Source organism: Pseudonocardia sp. HH130630-07 (assembly GCF_001698125.1).
Taxonomy (GTDB): domain Bacteria; phylum Actinomycetota; class Actinomycetes; order Mycobacteriales; family Pseudonocardiaceae; genus Pseudonocardia.
Window position 1 is genome coordinate 2227762 of record NZ_CP013854.1, and the last position, 19350, is coordinate 2247111.

Annotated in this window: 17 protein-coding genes, 1 tRNA gene and 1 pseudogene; 11 read left to right on the forward strand and 8 right to left on the reverse strand. The window is 73.3% G+C overall.

From position 1 onward, the window contains the following. Positions 1-164 precede the first annotated feature (164 nt). Positions 165-1064 (forward strand): DUF6474 family protein, encoded by a 900-nt coding sequence (locus tag AFB00_RS34740; protein ID WP_068797123.1) that lies wholly within the window; start codon positions 165-167, stop codon positions 1062-1064. A 44-nt stretch (positions 1065-1108) separates the two neighbouring features. Here AFB00_RS34740 and AFB00_RS10830 read toward each other — a convergent pair whose 3' ends face one another. Beyond that, a complete protein-coding gene (locus tag AFB00_RS10830; RefSeq protein ID WP_197519816.1) occupies positions 1109-2515 on the reverse strand; it encodes a dihydrolipoyl dehydrogenase family protein in 1407 nt (468 codons plus the stop codon). 782 nt (positions 2516-3297) lie between these two features. Here AFB00_RS10830 and AFB00_RS10835 point away from each other — a divergent pair. After that, positions 3298-4134: an SAM-dependent methyltransferase gene (locus AFB00_RS10835; RefSeq protein ID WP_068797124.1), complete on the forward strand. Its 837-nt coding sequence runs from the start codon at positions 3298-3300 to the stop codon at positions 4132-4134. A 7-nt stretch (positions 4135-4141) separates the two neighbouring features. On the opposite strand, the gene AFB00_RS10840 is transcribed toward AFB00_RS10835, so the two are convergent. Continuing rightward, entirely contained in the window at positions 4142-4801 is a 660-nt protein-coding gene (locus tag AFB00_RS10840) for an NAD(P)H-binding protein (protein WP_068797125.1), read from the reverse strand. A gap of 42 nt (positions 4802-4843) precedes the next feature. Continuing rightward, on the reverse strand, positions 4844-5311 hold the full coding sequence (locus AFB00_RS10845) for a DUF4442 domain-containing protein (RefSeq protein ID WP_068797126.1): 468 nt from the start codon (positions 5309-5311) through the stop codon (positions 4844-4846). A gap of 168 nt (positions 5312-5479) precedes the next feature. On the opposite strand from AFB00_RS10845, the gene AFB00_RS10850 reads away from it, so the two are divergent. The 3 genes from AFB00_RS10850 to AFB00_RS10860 are packed head-to-tail and all read left to right on the forward strand — an operon-like array spanning position 5480 to position 8360. Then, a complete protein-coding gene (locus tag AFB00_RS10850; RefSeq protein ID WP_068797127.1) occupies positions 5480-6508 on the forward strand; it encodes an NAD(P)-dependent alcohol dehydrogenase in 1029 nt (342 codons plus the stop codon). Positions 6509-6558: 50 nt separating this feature from the next. Further along, a complete protein-coding gene (locus AFB00_RS10855) occupies positions 6559-7626 on the forward strand; it encodes an amidohydrolase family protein (RefSeq protein ID WP_068797128.1) in 1068 nt (355 codons plus the stop codon). Then, entirely contained in the window at positions 7623-8360 is a 738-nt protein-coding gene (locus tag AFB00_RS10860; protein WP_068797129.1) for an iron-sulfur cluster assembly protein, read from the forward strand. Before AFB00_RS10855 ends, AFB00_RS10860 begins: the two co-directional genes overlap by 4 nt. Positions 8361-8452: 92 nt before the next feature. Here AFB00_RS10860 and AFB00_RS10865 read toward each other — a convergent pair whose 3' ends face one another. The 4 genes and pseudogenes from AFB00_RS10865 to AFB00_RS10875 all read right to left on the reverse strand — a co-directional run bounded on the left by AFB00_RS10865 (position 8453) and on the right by AFB00_RS10875 (position 11906). Beyond that, complete coding sequence (locus AFB00_RS10865; protein WP_068797130.1) at positions 8453-9157, reverse strand: class I SAM-dependent methyltransferase; 705 nt, start codon at positions 9155-9157, stop codon at positions 8453-8455. Beyond that, complete coding sequence (locus AFB00_RS10870; RefSeq protein ID WP_068800199.1) at positions 9157-10299, reverse strand: 5-methyltetrahydropteroyltriglutamate--homocysteine S-methyltransferase; 1143 nt, start codon at positions 10297-10299, stop codon at positions 9157-9159. Before AFB00_RS10870 ends, AFB00_RS10865 begins: the two co-directional genes overlap by 1 nt. Positions 10300-10563: 264 nt before the next feature. Further along, positions 10564-11103 (reverse strand): annotated as a pseudogene (locus tag AFB00_RS31675) (enoyl-CoA hydratase/isomerase family protein); the annotation flags it as partial. Positions 11104-11120: 17 nt separating this feature from the next. Continuing rightward, positions 11121-11906: an IclR family transcriptional regulator gene (locus AFB00_RS10875; protein WP_068797131.1), complete on the reverse strand. Its 786-nt coding sequence runs from the start codon at positions 11904-11906 to the stop codon at positions 11121-11123. A 49-nt stretch (positions 11907-11955) separates the two neighbouring features. Here AFB00_RS10875 and AFB00_RS10880 point away from each other — a divergent pair, with 49 nt between their 5' ends. After that, positions 11956-12576 (forward strand): uridine kinase, encoded by a 621-nt coding sequence (locus AFB00_RS10880; protein ID WP_068797132.1) that lies wholly within the window; start codon positions 11956-11958, stop codon positions 12574-12576. Positions 12577-12695: 119 nt separating this feature from the next. Here the strand turns inward: AFB00_RS10880 and AFB00_RS10885 are convergent. Next, positions 12696-12781, reverse strand: a tRNA-Leu gene (locus AFB00_RS10885). A gap of 238 nt (positions 12782-13019) precedes the next feature. On the opposite strand from AFB00_RS10885, the gene AFB00_RS10890 reads away from it, so the two are divergent. The 5 genes from AFB00_RS10890 to AFB00_RS10910 all read left to right on the forward strand — a co-directional run bounded on the left by AFB00_RS10890 (position 13020) and on the right by AFB00_RS10910 (position 19332). Further along, positions 13020-14348, forward strand: coding sequence for a DUF3662 and FHA domain-containing protein (locus AFB00_RS10890; protein ID WP_068797133.1), 1329 nt, complete (start codon positions 13020-13022; stop codon positions 14346-14348). 111 nt (positions 14349-14459) lie between these two features. Then, on the forward strand, positions 14460-14930 hold the full coding sequence (locus tag AFB00_RS10895; protein ID WP_068797134.1) for an FHA domain-containing protein FhaB/FipA: 471 nt from the start codon (positions 14460-14462) through the stop codon (positions 14928-14930). A 120-nt stretch (positions 14931-15050) separates the two neighbouring features. Then, entirely contained in the window at positions 15051-16397 is a 1347-nt protein-coding gene (locus AFB00_RS10900; protein ID WP_068797135.1) for a PP2C family protein-serine/threonine phosphatase, read from the forward strand. Further along, the gene (locus tag AFB00_RS10905; protein ID WP_068800200.1) at positions 16397-17866 is read left to right on the forward strand and encodes an FtsW/RodA/SpoVE family cell cycle protein; all 1470 of its coding nucleotides are present in this window, start codon (positions 16397-16399) and stop codon (positions 17864-17866) included. Before AFB00_RS10900 ends, AFB00_RS10905 begins: the two co-directional genes overlap by 1 nt. Further along, positions 17863-19332 carry a peptidoglycan D,D-transpeptidase FtsI family protein gene (locus tag AFB00_RS10910; protein WP_068797136.1) on the forward strand — a complete coding sequence of 490 codons (1470 nt, stop codon included), beginning with the start codon at positions 17863-17865 and terminating at the stop codon, positions 19330-19332. Before AFB00_RS10905 ends, AFB00_RS10910 begins: the two co-directional genes overlap by 4 nt. The last annotated feature ends 18 nt before the right edge of the window (positions 19333-19350 follow it).

Sequence of the window (19350 nt, forward strand, 5' to 3'; positions counted from 1 at the left end):
CGTCGAGGGTAGAGACCGCCCCCGACACTTCCGACGGGTACCGATCGGCCCACCGGTTCGTCACTCCCCGGTGTCGGAACAGCGCCACCGGTGGCATCGGCCTTAGGCTGCGGCGACGATAAGGGCGATCAACTGCGGTCGGAGCAACCCCGGGAGGGCACCAGATGGGACTGCTGCGCAGGAAGCCGAGCGTCGGCGAGCGTGCCGCCGCGGCGACCAGGGAGGCGGCGGTCGATGCGTCCGAACGGGTGCAGTCCGCCGCCGTGCAGACGGCCGAGTTCACGCGGGACACCGCCGAGCTGACGTCGGAACGCCTGCACAAGCGGGCGGTACGGGCCCGGAAGCGGGCCGAGTCCGCGGGCCGCCGGGCCGAGAAGGCCGGGCGGCGGGCCGCCCGCAGCACCCGCCGGGCGGTGGGCTCGGGCGCGAACTCGATCGCGACGGCGTCGAGCGGGCTGCTCAGCGAGGCCGACCTCAAGGCCCGCTCCGCGAACCGCAAGATCGCCAAGGCCGGGGTGAAGGCGGACGCCACCGCCCGCAAGGCCGAGGCGAAGGCGGCCCGGATGCAGGAGAAGGGGCGGCTCAAGAGCGAGGCCCTCGCCGCGAAGCAGGCCGAGCGCGAGCGCGCCGCGCGGGAGTGGAACGCCAAGCGGGTGCAGCGCTACCTGGGCATCGCCAAGATCGTCGCGCCGCTGCTCGCGCCGTACGCGATGGCCGCGGCCGGCTCGCTGCGCCACCGCATCGACAACCAGCGGTCCCGCAGGCTCGGGGTCTCCCCCGACGAGCTGGGCGGCTACTCGGGCCCCGGTGGCCGGCTGCACGCCCGGCTGTCCCGGATCTCGCGCTCGATCACCGAGCTGCGCGAGGACGGCACCGTCGACCGGGACGCGGCCGCCAAGCGGTTCGCCGACGAGACCGAGCCGCGGCTGCACGACCTGGCCGCGGCCGTCCGGGCGGCGGAGAACATGCCGGCCGCCCGGCGCAAGGCCGCGTTCCGGACGATCTCGCGCGATCTCGACCGGATCGAGGTCGAGCTGCTCGACCACCTGGGCGTCCGGGGCTGAACCGGGACTCCCGGGGAGCGGGTCGCCGCTCCCCGGGATCCTCGTCAGCCGGCGCGGTAGGCCTCCAGCAGCCGCAGCCAAACCTCGCTGATCGTCGGGAACGCCGGGACGGCGTGCCACAGCCGTCCGAGCGGCACCTCACCGACGACGGCGACGGTCGCGGCGTGCAGCAGCTCGGCCACCCCCGGGCCGACGAAGGTGACGCCGAGCAGCACCTCCCGCCCGGTGTCGACGACCGCGACCACCCGTCCGGACCACCCGTCCGCGGTCAGGGCGGATCCGGCGACGGCGATGTCCAGCTCGACGACCCGCACGTCGAGCCCCTCGTCGCGGGCGGCCGCGGCGGTACGTCCGACCCAGGCGACCTCCGGGTCGGTGAACACGACCTGCGGGACGGCGTGGTGGTCGGCGGTCGCCGCGTCCTCGCCCCACGGAGCCGCGTCGACGGCGCGGCCGGCCGCCCGGGACGCGATGGCGTGCGCCGCGATCCGGGCCTGGTACTTGCCCTGGTGGGTGAGCGGTGCCCGCCCGTTGACGTCGCCGACGGCGTAGAGCCAGTCGCCGTGCGCGAGCCCGGAGTCGTCGACCTCGACCGCACCCCGCCCGGTCGTCGTGACGCCCACGGAGTCCAGGCCCAGATCGTCGGTCCGCGGGCGCCGCCCGGTGGCCACCAGCAGCCGGTCGACCTCGACGGTCTCGTCGCCCAGGTGCAGGACCGTCGCCCCGCCGGAGCCCTGCACCCGGTCCAGGCCGGTGTCCAGACGCAGGTCGACGCCCGCCTCGCGCAGGCCGTCGGCGACCCGCTCGGACGCGACCGGCTCGGCGCTCGGCAGCACCCGCGGACCGTGGTTGACCAGCGTCACCCGGGAGCCGAGCCGGGCGAAGGCCAGCGCCAGCTCGCAGCCGACGACCCCGCCGCCCAGCACTCCGAGCCGGGCCGGCACCTCCTTCGCCGAGGTGGCCTCGCGCGACCCCCAGGTCCCGACGGTGTCCAGGCCGGGCACCGCAGGTGTCACCGGGACGCTGCCGGTCGCCAGCACCACGGCCTGCCGCGCGGTGAGCCGGGTCGTCGCCCCGTCCCCGCCGACGACCTCGACGACCCGTTCCCCGGCGAGGCGACCGCGCCCGCGGAACACCGCGGCCCCGGCGCCCTCGGCCCACTCGACCTGGCCGGCGTCGTCCCAGTTCGAGGTGAACGACGTCCGCCGCTCCAGCACCGCGGCCGGGTCGAAGTCCGCGGTCACGCCGGGCAGGCGCCGGGCGTCGGCGACCGCCTGCGGGGTGCGCAGGAGCGCCTTGGACGGGATGCACGCCCAGTACGAGCACTCCCCGCCGATCAGTTCGGCCTCGACCAGCGCCGCCGTGAGACCGGCGTCCACCGCGTAGCCCGCGGCGTTCTCCCCGACCGGGCCGGCACCGATCACGATCACGTCGTACTCGTGCTCCGTCATGCCGACAGAGCTACCCGGAACCGGGGCCGAGCGCACCTCTCCTCCGTCGATCGGTCAACGCGACCGGCGCGGCCGCCGGATCCCGGCCGTGCCCGCAGGAGCCGGCACCGGCGCCCTGCTCGACCGGAACCGTGCACCGTGCCACCCGCATCGCACACCGTCCCGGCACCCGCACCACATGCCGCGCCCGGCACATCCGCGTCCTGCCCGGCACACCCGTGTCCTGCCCGGCACGCCCGCGCCACACGCCGCCGCGCCCACGGCGCACCTGCATCGCACGCCGCACCCGGCGCACCCGCGCCGGATCTCGCACGGGTTTCCGGGCCCCGCACCGAGCCCGGCCCCGTGTGCGAACCGGCACCCCGTGCGGGAACCGGGACCCGGCGCAGCAGGACGACCCGGTGCAGCAGGACGACGCGGTGTCCCCGCGCCTGGTTGCGGAACGCTCACCGGAGCCGAGGCCGCTCACCCGATCGCGCGAGCGGCCCGGGAACTCGTGAGCGAACCCGGGGGCACCGGGTGGGCACCACCGCAGAGGGCTCGGTCGCCGTCTTTCGTGCGGCTCCACGCCCGCCGCCGGGCGGCGCCGGACGGGCGGCGTCCGTGTCGCCTCCTCCGCGGCGGCACCGCACACCGTCGGCGCGTTCCGCGGAACGCCGGCGGCGGGCGCCGCACCCGGGGACGTGCCCCGGATGCCGGAACCGGGGCCCGCCCGAGGCGCTGACCCGACCGGCCGTCTGAGGCATGATCGACACGAGCGACGGCACCGGGGAGGACGGCACATGACCGACGGCGACGGCACCGGGACGAGCGAGGGCGAACCGGTCGTCGAGGTCGATCTCGACCGGGCCAACCCGGCCCGCATCTACGACTACATCCTCGGTGGGTCGCAGAACTTCGCCGTCGACCGGGAGGGTGCGGAGCGGCTCATCGCCCGGCATCCCGGGGTGCGGGCACTGGCCCGGTCCAACCGCGCCTACCTGCGCCGGGTCGTCGAGTGGTGCGTCCGCGCCGGCTACGACCAGTTCCTCGACCTCGGCTCCGGGGTGCCCACGGTGGGGAACGTCCACGAGATCGCGCACGCCCACGTCCCGCACGCCCGGGTCGCCTACGTCGACATCGAGCCGGTCGCGGTCACCCACGCCCGGAACCTGCTCAACGGCGACGACCGCGTCACCGTCACCCACGCCGACCTGCGCAACGCCGATGCCGTGCTCGCCGCACCCGAGGTCGCCGGACATCTCGACTTCGACCGGCCGATCGCCCTGCTCTGCGTGGCCGCGCTGCACTACGTCCCCGGCGAGGAGACCGCGCTGCTCGCCGACTACCGCCGTCGGCTCGCACCTGGCAGCGCGATCGCGATCAGCCACAACAGCGACGATCAGGACGACCCCGACCTCGCCGCGAACATGCGCGCCGCCGCCGAGCTCTACCGCGGTATGGGCAACCCGCCGACGATGGTGCTGCGGTCCCGGGCCGAGCTGCGTGAGGTGCTCACCGGCACCGAGCTCGTCGCACCCGGGCTCGTCGAGGTCGTCGACTGGCCGATCCGGCAACCGGAGATCGAACGCACCGGGAACTACGGCGCGATCGGGATCCTCGGCGGGGAGACCCCGTGACCGGCGGTCAGCGCAGCGCAGCGACCGCCGCGGCGATCTCGACGTCCCCGCCCCGCAGCTCCAGGGTCGACCCGGCCGTGTGGTCCGCGGCCAGCAACGCCGCGACGACGGCGGCGGTGTCGTCCCGGGTGACGTCGTCGCGGTCCACCGGCGGCGGCGCCAGCAGCACCTTCCCGACGCCCGGGTCGTTGGTGAGCCGGCCGGGCCGCAGGATCGTGGCGGTCAACCGGTCGTCGGCGCGGATCGCCTCCTCGGCGGCCTTCTTCGCCCGGATGTAGGCCGCCCACACCTCGCCCGCCTCCGGGTCCGGTTCGGCGTCCACCCCGGTCGAGGAGATCAGCACGTAGCGCCGGACACCCGCGGCCGCCGCCGCGTCGGCCAGCAGCGTGGCACCGTCGCGGTCGACGGTCTCCTTGCGCTCGGCCGTGCTCCCGGGACCGGCCCCCGCCGCGAAGACGACGGCGTCGGCGCCGCGCAGGTGTCCCGCGAGCGCGTCGGCGGTGGTCGACTCCAGATCGGTGACGACCGGTGTGGCCCCGGTCGCCGCGACGTCGTCGCAGTGGTCGGGGTTGCGCACGATCGAGCGCACGGTGTGCCCCTGACCTGCGAGCAGGGTCGACAGCCGCAACGCGATCTGTCCGTGTCCTCCGGCGATCACCACGTCCATGGTCCGACCCTAGGCCGGGGCACCCTCCGGCGCGCGGCGCCGTCAGGCGACCTCCGGTACGCGGTGCGGCTTCAGGGTCCACACGACCGTCATCGCCCCGGTCTGCACGCCGTTCGCGTCGGTGATCGTGATGTCGACCCCGAACTCCGGACGGGTCCCGGCGTCCAGCTCGGCCAGCACCTCACCCGCCGGACGGGTCAGGACCGCCTCGGCCCGCAGGTCGCCCTTCGCGAGCTTCAGGTACCGGATCTCCGAGCGCACGACGAGCGGCACCGCCCGGTCCCCGGCCGCGGCGAAGGCCGCCAGCCCGACCGCACCGGACGCCGTCTCCCCCAGCCCGAACATCACCGCGGCGTGCGGCCCACCGACGTGGTTGTGCTGGTCGGAACGGTCGGGCAGGAACGCCTCCACCCGCTCGGTGGTGATCGTGCCGAAGGTGATCCCGGCCGTGCCCACCCACGGCACCGCCTGCGCCATCGCCTCGGCCACCCAGCTCGCGTCGTCAGCCATGAGGCGAGGCTACTCGTCGGTAACACACGACGGAAGCTGGTTTTTCGTCCGTTTTCTCGTACAGCGGTAAAGGGACCCCTTGTCCGTCGTGCACGACGGGGTTCTGATCGCTGTGACACCGAGCACACGCGCCGGGCTCCGCGCGTCCGATACCGGGAGGTACCGCCAGTGAAGGCCGTGCGGGTGCACGCGTACAAGCAGGATCCACAGCTCGACGACATCGCCGAGCCGACCGTCCAGGGGCCGCTCGACGTCATCGTCAAGGTCGGCGGGGCCGGGGTCTGCCGGACCGACCTGCACATCATCGACGGGGACTGGGCCGACATCCAGAACCCCGAGCTGCCGTACGTGATCGGGCACGAGAACGCCGGGTGGGTGCACGCCGTCGGCGACGGCGTCACGAACGTCGAGGTCGGCGACACGGTCATCCTGCACCCGCAGCCGTCCTGCGGGCTGTGCACGATGTGCCGCTACGGCCGGGACATGCAGTGCACCGGGGACGCGTTCTTCCCCGGGCTGTCGAACAACGACGGCGGCATGGCCGAGTACCTGCGCACCACCGCCCGGGCCTGCGTGAAGCTCGATCCACAGACCAACCCGGCCGACGTCGCCGCGCTCGCCGACGCCGGCATCACCGCCTACCACGCCGTCCGCAAGTCGGTGCCCTACCTGTACCCGGGCACGACCGCCGTCGTGCAGGGCGCCGGGGGCCTCGGCCACATCGGCATCCAGGCGCTCGCCGCGCTGACCGCCACGAAGATCATCGTGGTCGACAAGAACCCGGCGGCGCTGGAGCTGGCCAAGCAGATCGGGGCCGACGAGACGGTCGTCGCCGACGGCAACCACGTCGAGGCCGTCCAGGAGCTGACCGGCGGCGGGGCGACCGTGACCTTCGACTTCGTCGCCGAACAGGGCGCCGAGCTCGACGCCTGGGCGATGACCGGGCCGGCCGGCTACCAGTTCATGCTCGGCTACGGCGGGCAGTTCACCGCCCCGACGCTCGACTTCGTCGCCGGGGAGAAGAACGTCATCGGCAACATCGTCGGCACCTACAACGACCTCGCCGAGCTCATGGTGCTCGCCCAGGCCGGGAAGGTCACCCTGCACACCGTGCAGTACCCGCTGGACCGGGCGCTCGACGCGCTGCACGACCTCGACGCGGGCTCGGTCCGCGGCCGGGCGATCCTCGTTCCCTGACCCCGATCTCTCCTTTCCTGACCACCACCGTCGCTGACGCAGGAGGAACGATGTACGAGAAGGATGGCGAGAAGTACTTCATCGTCGACTCGCACTGCCACTTCTGGGACGCCTCCCGGGAGAACTGGGTGGAGGGCCGCGAGCAGTACGCCAAGGGCTGGATCGACTGCTTCTACGGCTACCACCAGCTCGGCCCGCCCGAGACGCACTGGGACTGGGAGCACTACCTCAAGGTCTCCGCGGACGACTTCGAGCGCGACATGTTCGTCGAGGGCCACGTCGACCACGCGATCTTCCAGTCGACGTACCTCAAGGAGTGGTACAAGAACGGCTTCAACACGATCGAGCAGAACGCCGAACTGCTGGAGCGCTTCGGCAACAAGCTCATCGTCAACGGCCGGTTCGACCCGCGCGACGGCGACGAGGGGCTCCGCCAGCTCGAGGCGGACCACGCGAAGTACGGCTTCACCGGCGTGAAGCTCTACACCGCGGAGTGGAACGGCGACTCCCGCGGCTTCAAGCTGACCGACCCGGAGGCGTACCGCTTCCTGCAGGCGGCGCAGGACATGGGCGTCAAGAACGTCCACATCCACAAGGGCCCGACGATCTGGCCGCTGGACAAGGACGCGTTCGACGTCGCCGACGTCGACCACGCGGCCACCGACTTCCAGGGGCTCAACTTCGTCGTCGAGCACGTGGGCCTGCCGCGGATCGAGGACTTCTGCTTCATGGCGGTGCAGGAGCCGAACGTCTACGCCGGGCTGTCGGTCGTCATCGGCGGCCTGATGCACGCCCGTCCCAAGTTCTTCGCCAAGGTCATGGGCGAGCTGCTGTTCTGGGTCGGCGAGGACAAGATGCTCTACGGCGGCGACTACAACATCTGGACGCCGAAGTGGCAGGTCGAGGGCCTGGTCGACTGGCAGATGCCGGACGACGACCAGTTCTCCGACTACCCGCGGCTCACCACGGCCAGCAAGAAGAAGATCCTCGGCCTGAACGCCGCGAAGCTCTACGACATCGAGGTCCCGGCCGACATGCAGCTGCCGGACACCACCGCCGACGAGGCGATGGCTCCGGGCGAGGAGCTGGTCGACAACACGGCGGGGGCCAAGGCGTGACCCCCGGGCCTGTCGACGGCACCGTCGCGCAGGCCGTGTGGGCCGCACTGGGGACGGTGCTCGATCCGGAGCTGGACGAGCCGATCACGGACCTCGACTTCGTCGAGTCGTGCACCGTCTCCGGCCGCGGCGAGGTCACGGTGGGCCTGCGGCTGCCGACGTTCTTCTGCGCGCCGAACTTCTCGTTCCTGATGGTCGCCGACGCCTACGACGCGGTGACGGCCGTCCCCGGGGTGACCCGGGCCCAGGTGACGCTGGCCGACCACCACGCGTCCGACGAGATCAACGGAGGGGTCGCGGCGCACGCCGGCTTCGTGAAGTCGTTCGAGGGCTCGCTGAACGGCGAGGCCGCGGCGGAGCTGGACGAACTGCGCCACACGTTCCTGGCCAAGTCCGCGCTGGCCGGCCAGGACCGGGTGGCGAGACCGCTGGTCGACGCCGGCCGCACGCCCGAGGAGCTCGCCGCACTGACCCTCGGGGACCTGACCGGGACCGTCGCCGACACCGACGAGCTGACCCGGATGCGCCGTCGCCGGGAGACCATCGGCCTGCCCGCAGGTGACGACGCCCCCCTGCTGATCCACGCGGACGGCTCACCGGTGCAGGTGGCACAGGTCCCGCTGCACCTGCGCCGGGCCCGCCTGCAACGCGTGGGCATCGAGACGAACGGCGAGTACTGCAAGTCCCTCCTGAAACTCCGCTACGACCCCGCCCCAGCAGCAGCCACCCCCTAAACCCCCACCCCCTTTCTCCACTCATGGAGCTTCAGCCTCGCCAGGCCGGGCTGAAGCTCCATGAGTGCTGTCCGGTTCGGGGCCCAGGAGATTCAGGCGACGGGTGGGACGGGCGTGGCGTCCAGGATGCGGACGGTGTCCGTCAGGCGGTAGCCGTCGCCCGTCCGGAAGGGGGCCAGGGCATCCAGGAGCGCCTCGCGCACCGCGCCGGGGCCCACCGCACGGGCGGCGTGCCGGCCCGGTGCCGAGCCGAGCACCCCGGCGACCAGGTCGTCGGGATCCGGATGGTCCGTCGGCACCCGGACGACGGCGACCTCCCGCACCGCCAGCCCGGCCCGGCCCGCCAGTGCCGTCAGCCGGTCGGGATCGGTCAGCGACGGCGCCCGCCGCCGCGGGTCCGGGGCGGCGCCGCTGAGCGGGGCCAGCGCCGCACCGATCACGGCCGCGTCGCACTCCTGCGGCGCACCCCAGACGGTCGCCCGCACCGCGCCGCCCGGTGCGCACACCCGGCCCGCCTCGCGCAGCGCAGCACCCGGATCCGCCAGGTGTTCCAGCACCTGGACCAGCGTGACGAGATCGAACCCGGCGGCGTCGAACGGCAGGTCGTGCGCGTCGGCGACCGCCAGTGCCGCGCCCGGGACCCGGCGCCGGGCCGCGCCGAGAGCGCGCCGATCGACGTCCACACCGGACACGACGAGCCCGGCGGCCGTCGCCCCGGCGAGCAGCCCGCCGGCGCCGCACCCGACGTCCAGCAGCCGGGCGCCGGGACGCGCTCCGGCCAGGACCCGTTCCTGCATCAGCGCCCCCAGACGTCCTCCGCCACCGAGACGATCAGCTCCAGCTTGCGGCGCTGGTCGTCGGCGGTCAGCTCGTTGCCCTCCACCGTGGAGGAGAACCCGCACTGCGGGGACAGGCACAGCTGCTCCAGCGGCACGTAACGGGCGGCGTCGTCGATCCGCCGCTTCAGCACGTCCGGGTCCTCCAGCGTGCCGGTCTTCGTCGTCACCAGCCCGAGCACGACCTGCTTGCCGGCCGGGACGAAGCGCAGCGGCTCGAACCCGCCGGAGCGCTCGTCGTCGAACTCGCAGAAGAAGCCGTCCACGGCCAGCTCGCCGAACAACGCCTCGGCCACGTGGTCGTAGCCGCCCTCCGCCGCCCACGACGACCGGTAGTTCCCCCGGCACATGTGAGTGGTCACGGCCAGGTCCGACGGCCGGTCCGCGATCGCCGCGTTGATCTGGCGGATGTAGCGCAGGTGCTGGCTGGCCGGGTCGTCGCCGGACTCCGCGAGCCGGGCCCGGTGCGCCGGGTCGTTGAGGTACGCGAGCGCGGTGTCGTCGAGCTGCAGGTAGCGGCAGCCGCGGTCGTACACGGCGCGCAGCTCGTCGGCGTAGGCCGCGGACAGGTCCGTCCAGAACCCCTCGACGTCGGGGTAGACCTCCGCCGAGATCGCGGACCGGCCGCCGCGCGCGTAGACCATGCTGGGCGAGGGGATCGTGAGCTTCGGCGTGGCCGTCGTGACCTGCGTGGACAGGTAGTCGAAGGCCGAGGTGAAGATCGGCTCGGCGAGCCGGACGCGGTCGTCCACCACCATCCCGGCGGAGGTGAAGTCGGTCCGCCCGGACGCGTTGCGCATGGCGACCCGGACCCGGCCGGAGGTCTGCGAGACACCGCCGAGCCGGTAGATGAAGTCCATGTGCCACGACGTCCGCCGGAACTCCCCGTCGGTCGCCGACCGGAGCCCGGCCGCCTCCTGCAGCGCGACGACGTCGGTGATCGCGGCGTCCTCGGCGGCCCGCAGACCGGCCTCGTCCAGCTCCCCGGCGGCGTGCCGCTCCCGGGCGGCGCGCAGCGCGGGCGGGCGCAGCAGACTGCCGACGTGGTCGGCCCGGAACGGCGGGACGGTGCGGACTCCGGCGGACGACGCTGTCTCGGACATGCGTCGACGGTAGCGCCGGTGAGACTCAGCGGCCCTGCCAGCGCGGCGCCCGCCGTTCCCGGGCCGCGGCCGCGCCCTCCGCCGCGTCGGACGTCGCGGCGACGACCCGGCGCATGGTCTCGCCGAACCGGATCGCCTCGGTGGTGCCCATCTCCGGGCCCCGCACGGCCATCTCCTTGATCGCCCGCTGGGCCAGCGGGCACCGGCGGTGAGCCGGACCGCGAGATCGCGGGCGGTGTCCATCAGCGCGTCGTGCGGCACCACCCGCCCGGCCAGCCCGATCTCACGGGCCCGCTCGGCGTCGATCGTCTCCCCGGTCAGGAGCAGCTCCAGCGCGGCCTGCCGGTCGATCATCCGGGGCAGCCGCAGGGCCCCGACGACGGTCGCCACCCCGAGCCGCACCTCGGGGAAGGAGAACGTCGCACGCTCGGACGCGACGACGAAGTCGCACCAGGTCAGCAGCGTGACCCCGTAGCCGACGGCCGGGCCGTTCACCGCCGCGACGATCGGTTTGAAGATCTCCCAGCCGCTCTCCAGCGAGTTGACCGTCGGCCGTTCCCAGAAGCTCCCGGGGAACTCGCCCGCCGGGTTGCCGGTGGTCGACCCCAGGTCCGCCCCGGCGCAGAACGCCGTCCCGGCGCCGGTCACGATCGCCACCCACGCCTCGTCGTCGGCCCGGAACCGGTCCCAGGCGGCGTTGATCGCCCGTCGCTGGTCGCCGTCGATCGCGTTGCGCCGCTCCGGACGGTCGTAGGTGATCGTCACGACGTGCCCGTCCCGCTCGTAGCGGACCCCTTCGCCCATCGCCCCATCCTCCCGTCTCACCCGGGTGCGGTCACCGGTGCGGAGGCGGCGAGGTGCCGGGCCAGTGGCTCGGCGGCGTCGCGCACCGCCCGTTCCAGCTCCCACCGCCGGTCGGCGAAGTCGGCCCGGCTGACGACGACGGCGAGCGCCGCGGGCCCGGACGCGGCCGGTACCGCGACCGCCAGCCCGGCCCGGCCGCGGGCGTGCTCCTCGACCTCGACGGCGATCCGCGCCGACCGCACCCGCATGAGATCGCGGTCGAGCATCCGCCGGTCGGTCAGCGTGTGCGGGGTCAGCGCGGCGAGCGTGCCCGGCCCCGGGCCCAGCACCTCGGCCAGCCGGCCGGCGTCCAGCCCGGCCAGCAGGGCCTTCCCCGGTGCCGTGGCGTGCGCGGGCAGCGGCTCCCCCGGCACGGCCCCCGGCCCGGGGTGCGCCGCGCAGGTCTCGCTGTGCGCCACCACCACGTCCGACGCCCGCAGCACCACCAGCACGGTCGCGGCGCCGACCCGCTCGTGCAGGTCGGCCAGGATCTGGCGGGCCGGGGCCGCGGGGACGATCCGCTCGGTCATGCCCCGGTAGAGGCCGACCACCCGGTAGCCGAGCCCGTAGCCCCGCTCCGCGTGCAGCCGGACCAGGTAGCCCTCCTCGATCAGGATCCCGAGCAGCCGGTACGCCGTCGGCAGCGGCAGGTCGAGCCGGCGGGCGAGCGCCTTGGCCGTCACCCCGTCCCCGGCCTCGGCGACCGCCTCCAGCACCCGCAGCGCCCGGCGCAGCCCGGCGCCGCCACCCCCGGTGCCCGTCACGACGCCTAGTGTCGCCCGCGGACACGGCGGGCACCAGCGAGGAGGACGAGTGACGGGTGCGTTCCGACCGGTCGACCGCGACGCGCTCGCCGCGCACCTGGCGGACCGGGCCGCGACGACCACCGGCCGGCTGCGGCTGATCGTCGACGGTCCGCCGCCCGCCGCGCCGGTGGAACTGGGCCGGGCGGTCGCCGCCCGGTTGCGCGCCGGGGGCCGCGACGCCATCGCCGTCGACGACTTCCTCCGGCCGGCGTCCGTCCGGCTGGAGCTCGGCCGCACCGACCCGGACATGTTCCTGGACGGGTGGCTGGACGAACCCGCGCTGCGCCGCGAGGTGCTCGACCCGATGGGCCCGGACGGGTCGGGGGCGGTCCTGCCCCGGCTGCGCGACACCCGGCGCGACCGTGCGTTCCGCGACGAACCGGTACCGCTGGGCGCAACCGGCGTGGTCGTGCTGACCGGGGGACGGCTGCTGGGGCGCGGCCTGCCGGCCGAGCTGACGGTGCACCTGCGGATGACCCGCGGGGCACTGGGACGGCGGCTCGACCCGGACCTGGCCTGGACGGCACCGGCCTGGGCCCGCTACGAGACGGAGGGCGATCCGGGTGCCTACGCCGAGGTGCTGGTCATGAGTGACCACCCGGATCGGCCCGCGCTGCGTGACCAGTAGATCGACCGAGCGTGACGACAAGAGCGGTCCACACCGGATCGAGTGACATGCACTACCGATCGCGCGATGGCGATGGTGACCCCGGGACGGAAGAATGATCACCGGGAGGTGAGGAGTTGTGGTGGGCGAGGAGGGAGTTGAACCCTCACGTCCTTTCGGACACACGGACCTGAACCGTGCGCGTCTGCCATTCCGCCACTCGCCCGAGCGACGTGGAAGAAGTTAGCACCCGCCGCAGAACCCGTTCACAGGGGGCCCCCGGTGATCGGGAGACGACGTGGGGTGCGCGCAGCGCGGGCGCACGGGTACATCGGAAGGGGGCGCCGTGAGCACCGGATCGAGGCTGCTCCGGCCGTTCGGTCGGGCGCCGCCGACACCGCGGGTTAGCACAGATACCATCGGCGGGACATCATCGACACGCCGATACGGACGGAGGAGATCATTTGGGCCGCGTGGATCGCTTCGAGCGCCGACTTCAGGGGTTCGTGGGCGACGCCTTCGCGCGGGTCTTCGGAGGCAGTGTCGTCCCACAGGAAGTCGCACAGGCACTGCTGAGGGAAGCCGAGGACAACATCGAGCAGCTCGCCGGAGGTCGCCTGCTGGCGCCCAACCGGTACACCGTGTTGCTCAGTCCCAGTGATCTCGACCGGATGGCGGGCGACGAGGACGGGGTCGTCAGATCCCTGTCGTCGCACGTGGCCAAGGAACTCACCGACCAGGGCTGGGACACCTATGGTGAGGTCGTAGTCTTCCTAGAGCGCTCCGAGGCGCTGCACACGGGACAGTTCCGCACCCGCTCCGCTGTCGACCCCGATGCTTCCCGTCGGGCCGCCACCAGAGCACGCACCGCAGGAGAAGCACCCATGAGCCAGCAACCGGGCCACCCCGAGGAGAACGGGCAGTACGGATACGACCGGGGCGCCCCCGGCGGGTACGGCCAGCAGACCTACGCGCCCCCGGGGTACGACCACGAGCAGGGCCAGCAGGGCTACGGCCAGCAGCAGGGCGGGTACGACCAGTACGGCCAGCCCCAGGGCTACGGCCAGCCCCAGGGCGGGTACGACCAGCAGCAGGGCGGCTACGACCAGTACGGCCAGCAGCAGGGCTACCAGCAGCAGCAGGGCTACGCCGACCCGAACCAGGGTTACGGCGGCTACGGCCAGCAGCAGCAGGGTTACCAGCAGCAGGGCTACGACCAGGGCGGCTACGACGGCTACGGCCAGCAGCAGGGCTACGGCCAGCAGCAGGGCTACGGCCAGCAGCAGGGCTACGGCCAGCAGCAGGGCTACGGCCAGCCCCAGGGCTACCAGCAGGGCTACGGGCAGCCGCAGCAGGGTTACGGCCAGCCCCAGGGCGGCTACGACCAGTACGGCCAGCCGCAGGGCTACGGCCAGCCGCAGCAGGGCTACGACCAGGGCGGCTACGACCAGGGCTACGACGGCCAGGGTTACGGCGGCCAGGGTGGCTGGGGCGCACCGGCGCAGCTGACCGCGATGCTGATCCTGGACGACGGGTCGAACCGCAACTACCAGCTCGCCGAGGGCACCCACGTGATCGGGCGCGGCCAGGACTCCAACTTCCGGCTGCCGGACACCGGGGTCTCCCGCCGGCACCTGGAGGTCACCTGGGACGGCCAGGTCGCGACCCTGAACGACCTGGGGTCGACCAACGGCAGCACGGTGAACAACTCGCCGGTCCAGTCCTGCCAGCTGACCGACGGCGACGTGATCCGCGTGGGTCACTCCAGCCTGGTCTTCCGGACCCAGGGCTGACCGGGTCCACCGGGACCCGTCAGACTGGGTCGGTCAGATGACGGACCGCCTGCCCGCGACGACATCGGGTGGGTGGTCCGTGCGAGTACACGAGAAGGGCGAGCGGGCCACGTGCCGGAACTGGTGCTGCAGCTGACCAGGGGTGGGTTCCTCGCCCTGCTCTGGCTGTTCGTCCTGCTCGCGCTGCAGGTGGTGCGCTCCGACCTGTACACGGCGTCCGGGCTGAAGGCCGCCGTGCCCGGTCGCGGCGGCAGCCGGGCCCCCCGAGCACGCGGTGGCGGCCGCGGCAAGACCGCCCGCCAGCTGCTGGTGACCCAGGGCCCGCTGGCCGGGAGCCGGATCACGTTGGACTCCCGGCCGATCCTGATCGGCCGGGCCGACGACTCCACGCTCAAGCTCGACGACGACTACGCCTCGACCCGCCACGCCCGCATCTCCCAGCAGGGAGACGACTGGTACGTCGAGGATCTCGGGTCGACGAACGGCACCTATCTGGAACGTAATAAGGTCACCGGGCCCACCCGGGTCCCCCTGGGGACACCGGTCCGTATCGGCAAGACGGTGATCGAGCTGCGATCGTGACGGGTTCGACAGGATGACGAACACGCCGCGACCGACCGCTCACCCGGTGCCGCGGCCGCTCGGCGGGTCCCGCGGCACGGGATCGCCCCGACGTGCCCCGACCGAAGCCGGAGCCGCCCCGTGACACTGGTGCTGCGCTACTCGGCCCGTAGTGACCGCGGCCTCGTCCGGCAGAACAACCAGGACGCCGTCTACGCGGGCCCCCGTCTGCTGGCGCTGGCCGACGGGATGGGCGGTCACGCCGCGGGCGAGGTCGCCTCGTCCCTGGTCATCTCCGCGCTGGCCCCGCTCGACGACGACGTGCCCGGCGACGACCTGCTCGCCGAGCTCCGCGACGCGACCCACGAGGGCAACGACGCGATCTCCCGGCACGTCGCCGACGCCCCCGACCTCGAAGGCATGGGGACGACGCTGACGGCGATCCTGTTCGCCGGTTCCCGGCTGGGCATGGTGCACGTCGGCGACTCCCGCTGCTACCTGCTCCGGGGCGGCGAGTTCGCCCAGATCACGAAGGACGACACGTTCGTCCAGTCGCTGATCGACGAGGGGCGGATCACCGAGGAGGAGTCGCACACCCACCCCCAGCGTTCGCTGCTGCTGCGGGCCATCACCGGTCAGGACGTCGACCCCTCGCTGTCCATCCGCGAGGCCCGCGCCGGCGACCGCTTCCTGCTGTGCTCGGACGGCCTGTCCGGTCCGGTCAGCGACGAGACGCTGCACCAGACGCTGGAGGACTACCTCGATCCCCGCGAGTGCGCCGACCGCATGATCGAGCTGGCGCTGCGCGGCGGCGGGCCGGACAACATCACCTGCATCGTCGCCGACGTCGTGGACGTCGCCTACGCCGACGACGCGCCGATCATCGGCGGCTCGGCGGGCCGCAGCCCGCGCGCCGGGGACGGCGACTACCACCGCGACGAGCGGGTCCCGCACACCTCCGCCCAGCGGGCCGCGGCCACCACCCTGCCCCGCACCGAGCCCGTCCGGCTGGAACCGGCCCGGCCCGAGCCCGCCGGCCGGCGGCGCGGGCTGCGCTCGGTGCTCGCCCTGCTCGGCGTGCTGGTGGTGCTGGCGGCCGGCGTGCTCGTGGCGCGCGCACTCGTCCTGCAGCAGTACTACGTGGGCGTGGCCCAGGAGCAGGTCGCGATCTACCAGGGGGTGCGCGGCAACGTGCTCGGCATCCCGCTGCAACGGGTCACCGAGCGCTCCGACATCGGCCTCGACGACCTGCCGCAGACGGTGCGGACGCAGCTCACCGGCGGGATCGTGTCCGACGACGGCGAGGCCGGCGCCCGCGGCACCCTGGACCGGCTCCGCGAGCAGATGCTGCCGCTGTGCTCGACGCTGAACCCGCCGGCCCCGCCGGTCGTCGCACCGCCCGCCGTTCCCGGTGGCCCGCCGGTGACGACCACCCCGCTGCCGACCGTGACCCCGGAGCCGGGCCGGAACTGCCGGCTCGACGGCTGATGGCCGCGGTCAACGGCCCCGACACGCCGACGACGCACTCCGGCCGGGGCATCGAGCTGCTCATGCTCGGCCTGGCCGCCGTCCTCACGACCGGCGCGCTGGTGCTGGTCGAGGCCAACCAGGAGCAGTCGCTCACCACGGACCTGCTGTTCGTCGGACTGGCCTACCTGGTGTTGTTCGCCGCCGCGCACGTCGCGGTGCGGTGGCTGGCGCCCTACGCCGACCCGCTGATCCTCCCGTCGGTGGCGCTGCTCAACGGCATCGGCCTGGTGATGATCCACCGGCTCGACCTGGCCAGGGCCGCGCGCGCCGAGCTGCTCGGCCGGGAGATCCCGAGCGGGCTGATCTCGGCGCAGATCACCTGGACCGTGGCCGGGCTGGCGTTGTTCGCCCTGGTGCTGTTCTTCCTGCGCGACCACCGGACGCTGGCCCGCTACGGCTACACGGCCGGTTTCGTCGGCCTCGTGCTGCTGGCGCTGCCCGCGGCGCTGCCGTCGTCGATCTCCGAGGTCAACGGCGCGAAGCTGTGGATCCGGATCCCCGGTGGCCCGGGCATCCAGCCCGGCGAGTTCGCGAAGATCCTGCTGATCATCTTCTTCGCCGCCTACCTGGTCCAGAAGCGCGACCTGCTGTCCACCGCGGGCCGCCGGTTCCTCGGCATGGAGCTCCCGCGGGCCCGGGACCTGGCGCCGCTGCTCGCCGCGTGGGGCCTGTCGATCGGCATCATGGTCTTCTCCCGCGACCTCGGCAGCTCGCTGCTGATCTTCGGCCTGGTGCTGGTGCTGCTCTACACCGCGACCGAGCGGATCTCCTGGATGGTCATCGGGCTCACGGCGTTCGCCGCCGGGGCCTCGGTGGCCTACCAGCTGTTCGCCCACGTCCGGGTGCGGGTGCAGATCTGGCTGGACCCGTTCGAGGACTACGAGGGCGGCGGCTTCCAGCTCGCCCAGGCCCTGTTCGGGCTCGGCACCGGCGGCGTCGGCGGCACCGGGCTCGGGGCCGGGCGGCCCGATCTCGTCCCGTTCGCCGAGTCCGACTTCATCTTCTCCTCGCTCGGCGAGGAGCTCGGCCTGATCGGCCTGGCCGCGATCCTGGTCGTCTACCTGGTCCTGATCACCCGCGGCCTGCGCTCGGCGCTCGCCGTGCGGGACTCCTACGGCAAGCTGCTCGCGACCGGTCTGGCGTTCTCGGTGGCGCTGCAGATCTTCGTGGTCATCGGCGGGGTGACCAAGCTGATCCCGCTGACCGGTCTGACCCTGCCGTTCCTGTCCTACGGTGGGTCCTCGCTGCTGGCGAACTACGCGCTGGTCGCCATCCTGCTGCGGATCTCGCACGTGGCCAGGGCGCCGTTGCCCAAGCGGCCGCCGCAGCAACGCGCGCCGATCGCCGAGGCCAGCACCGAGCTCGTCCAGCGCCCGCGCGGGGGGACCACCCCGACGCCCGCCACCCCGGAGAGGAGTGACCAGTGAACCGCCCCGTCCGCCGTGTCGCCCTCGCCGTGATGGTCATGATCGTCGCGCTGCTGGCCAACATCACCTACGTGCAGGTCGTCATGGCCGGGCAGTACCGCGACGACTCCCGCAACCAGCGGTCGCAGATCGACGAGTACTCCCGCCAGCGCGGCCAGATCACCGCGGGCGGGCAGGTACTGGCGCAGAGCGTCGACACCGACGGCCGGCTGCGGTACGCCCGCCAGTACCCGGAGGGCCCCGCCTTCGCACCGATCACCGGGTTCCTCTCCACCGTCTACGGCAAGGGTGCGCTGGAGCGCGCCTCCGACGAGGTGCTCAACGGCACCGACGACCAGCTGTTCGTCCGCCGCCTGTCGGACCTGATCACCGGCCGGGACCCGGCCGGCGGCAACGTCGTCACCACGATCGACCCGGACGTCCAGCGGGTCGCCTACGACGGCCTGCAGTCCCGCGGCTACACCGGTGCGGTCGTCGCCCTGGAGCCGCAGACCGGGGCCATCCTGGCGATGGCGTCGACGCCGTCCTACGACCCGAACCGGCTCGCCGCACCGGACGCCGAGGAGCAGCAGGCGGCCTGGAACGAGTACGACGACGCGTCGCCGAGCCCGCTCACGAACCGCGCGATCAGCGAGATCGAGCCGCCCGGGTCCACCTTCAAGCTGGTCACCACCGCCGCGGCGCTGCAGAACGGCTACACCCCGGACAGCCAGCTCACCGCGGCCCGCAACATCCAGCTCGCCGACTCCACGACGACCCTGGAGAACTACAACGGCTCCGCGTGCGGCGGCGGCGCCACCGCGTCCCTGCGCGACGCGCTCGCCCGCTCCTGCAACACCGCGTTCGCCCAGCTCGGCCAGGAGCTCGGCGCGGACAAGCTGCGCGCCCAGGCCGAGGCGTTCGGGATCGGCCGGTCGGACCTGGAGATCCCGATGACGGTGACGGCCTCGCAGGTCGGCCCGATGTCGGACACGCCGTCCGCGCAGCAGTCGGCGATCGGCCAGCGCGACGTCCGGCTGACCCCGATGCAGCTGGCGATGATCGGTGGCTCGATCGCGAACGGCGGCCAGACGATGGCCCCGCACATGATCAAGGAGATCCAGGACGCGACGCTCGACGTCGTCGACGTCACCGAGCCGGACCGGCTGGCCCGCTCGATGCCGACCGACGTCGCCGGGACGCTCACCGACCTGATGATCGGGTCCGAGGACCGGACCCAGGGCGGCGGCAAGATCACCGGCGTGCAGATCGCGTCCAAGACCGGCACCGCCGAGCACGGCACCGACCCGAAGAACACCCCGCCGCACGCCTGGTACGTGGCGTTCGCACCGGTGGAGAACCCGAGGGTCGCGGTCGCGGTGCTGGTGGAGAACGGCGGTGACCGCGGGGCCGAGGCCACCGGTGGCTCCGTCGCCGCACCCATCGGCCGGGCCGTCATCGCCGAGACCCTGCGGGACGCCCCGTGATCCCCGGCGACACGGCGG

What these genes read in the sequence shown, in the direction of transcription:
- AFB00_RS34740 (WP_068797123.1), top strand. Translation starts at nt 165, where the DNA reads ATGGGACTGCTGCGCAGGAAGCCGAGCGTCGGCGAGCGTGCCGCCGCG.
- AFB00_RS10830 (WP_197519816.1), bottom strand. Translation starts at nt 2,515, where the DNA reads ATGACGGAGCACGAGTACGACGTGATCGTGATCGGTGCCGGCCCGGTC.
- AFB00_RS10835 (WP_068797124.1), top strand. Translation starts at nt 3,298, where the DNA reads ATGACCGACGGCGACGGCACCGGGACGAGCGAGGGCGAACCGGTCGTC.
- AFB00_RS10840 (WP_068797125.1), bottom strand. Translation starts at nt 4,801, where the DNA reads ATGGACGTGGTGATCGCCGGAGGACACGGACAGATCGCGTTGCGGCTG.
- AFB00_RS10845 (WP_068797126.1), bottom strand. Translation starts at nt 5,311, where the DNA reads ATGGCTGACGACGCGAGCTGGGTGGCCGAGGCGATGGCGCAGGCGGTG.
- AFB00_RS10855 (WP_068797128.1), top strand. Translation starts at nt 6,559, where the DNA reads ATGTACGAGAAGGATGGCGAGAAGTACTTCATCGTCGACTCGCACTGC.
- AFB00_RS10865 (WP_068797130.1), bottom strand. Translation starts at nt 9,157, where the DNA reads ATGCAGGAACGGGTCCTGGCCGGAGCGCGTCCCGGCGCCCGGCTGCTG.
- AFB00_RS10870 (WP_068800199.1), bottom strand. Translation starts at nt 10,299, where the DNA reads ATGTCCGAGACAGCGTCGTCCGCCGGAGTCCGCACCGTCCCGCCGTTC.
- AFB00_RS10905 (WP_068800200.1), top strand. Translation starts at nt 16,397, where the DNA reads ATGGCCGCGGTCAACGGCCCCGACACGCCGACGACGCACTCCGGCCGG.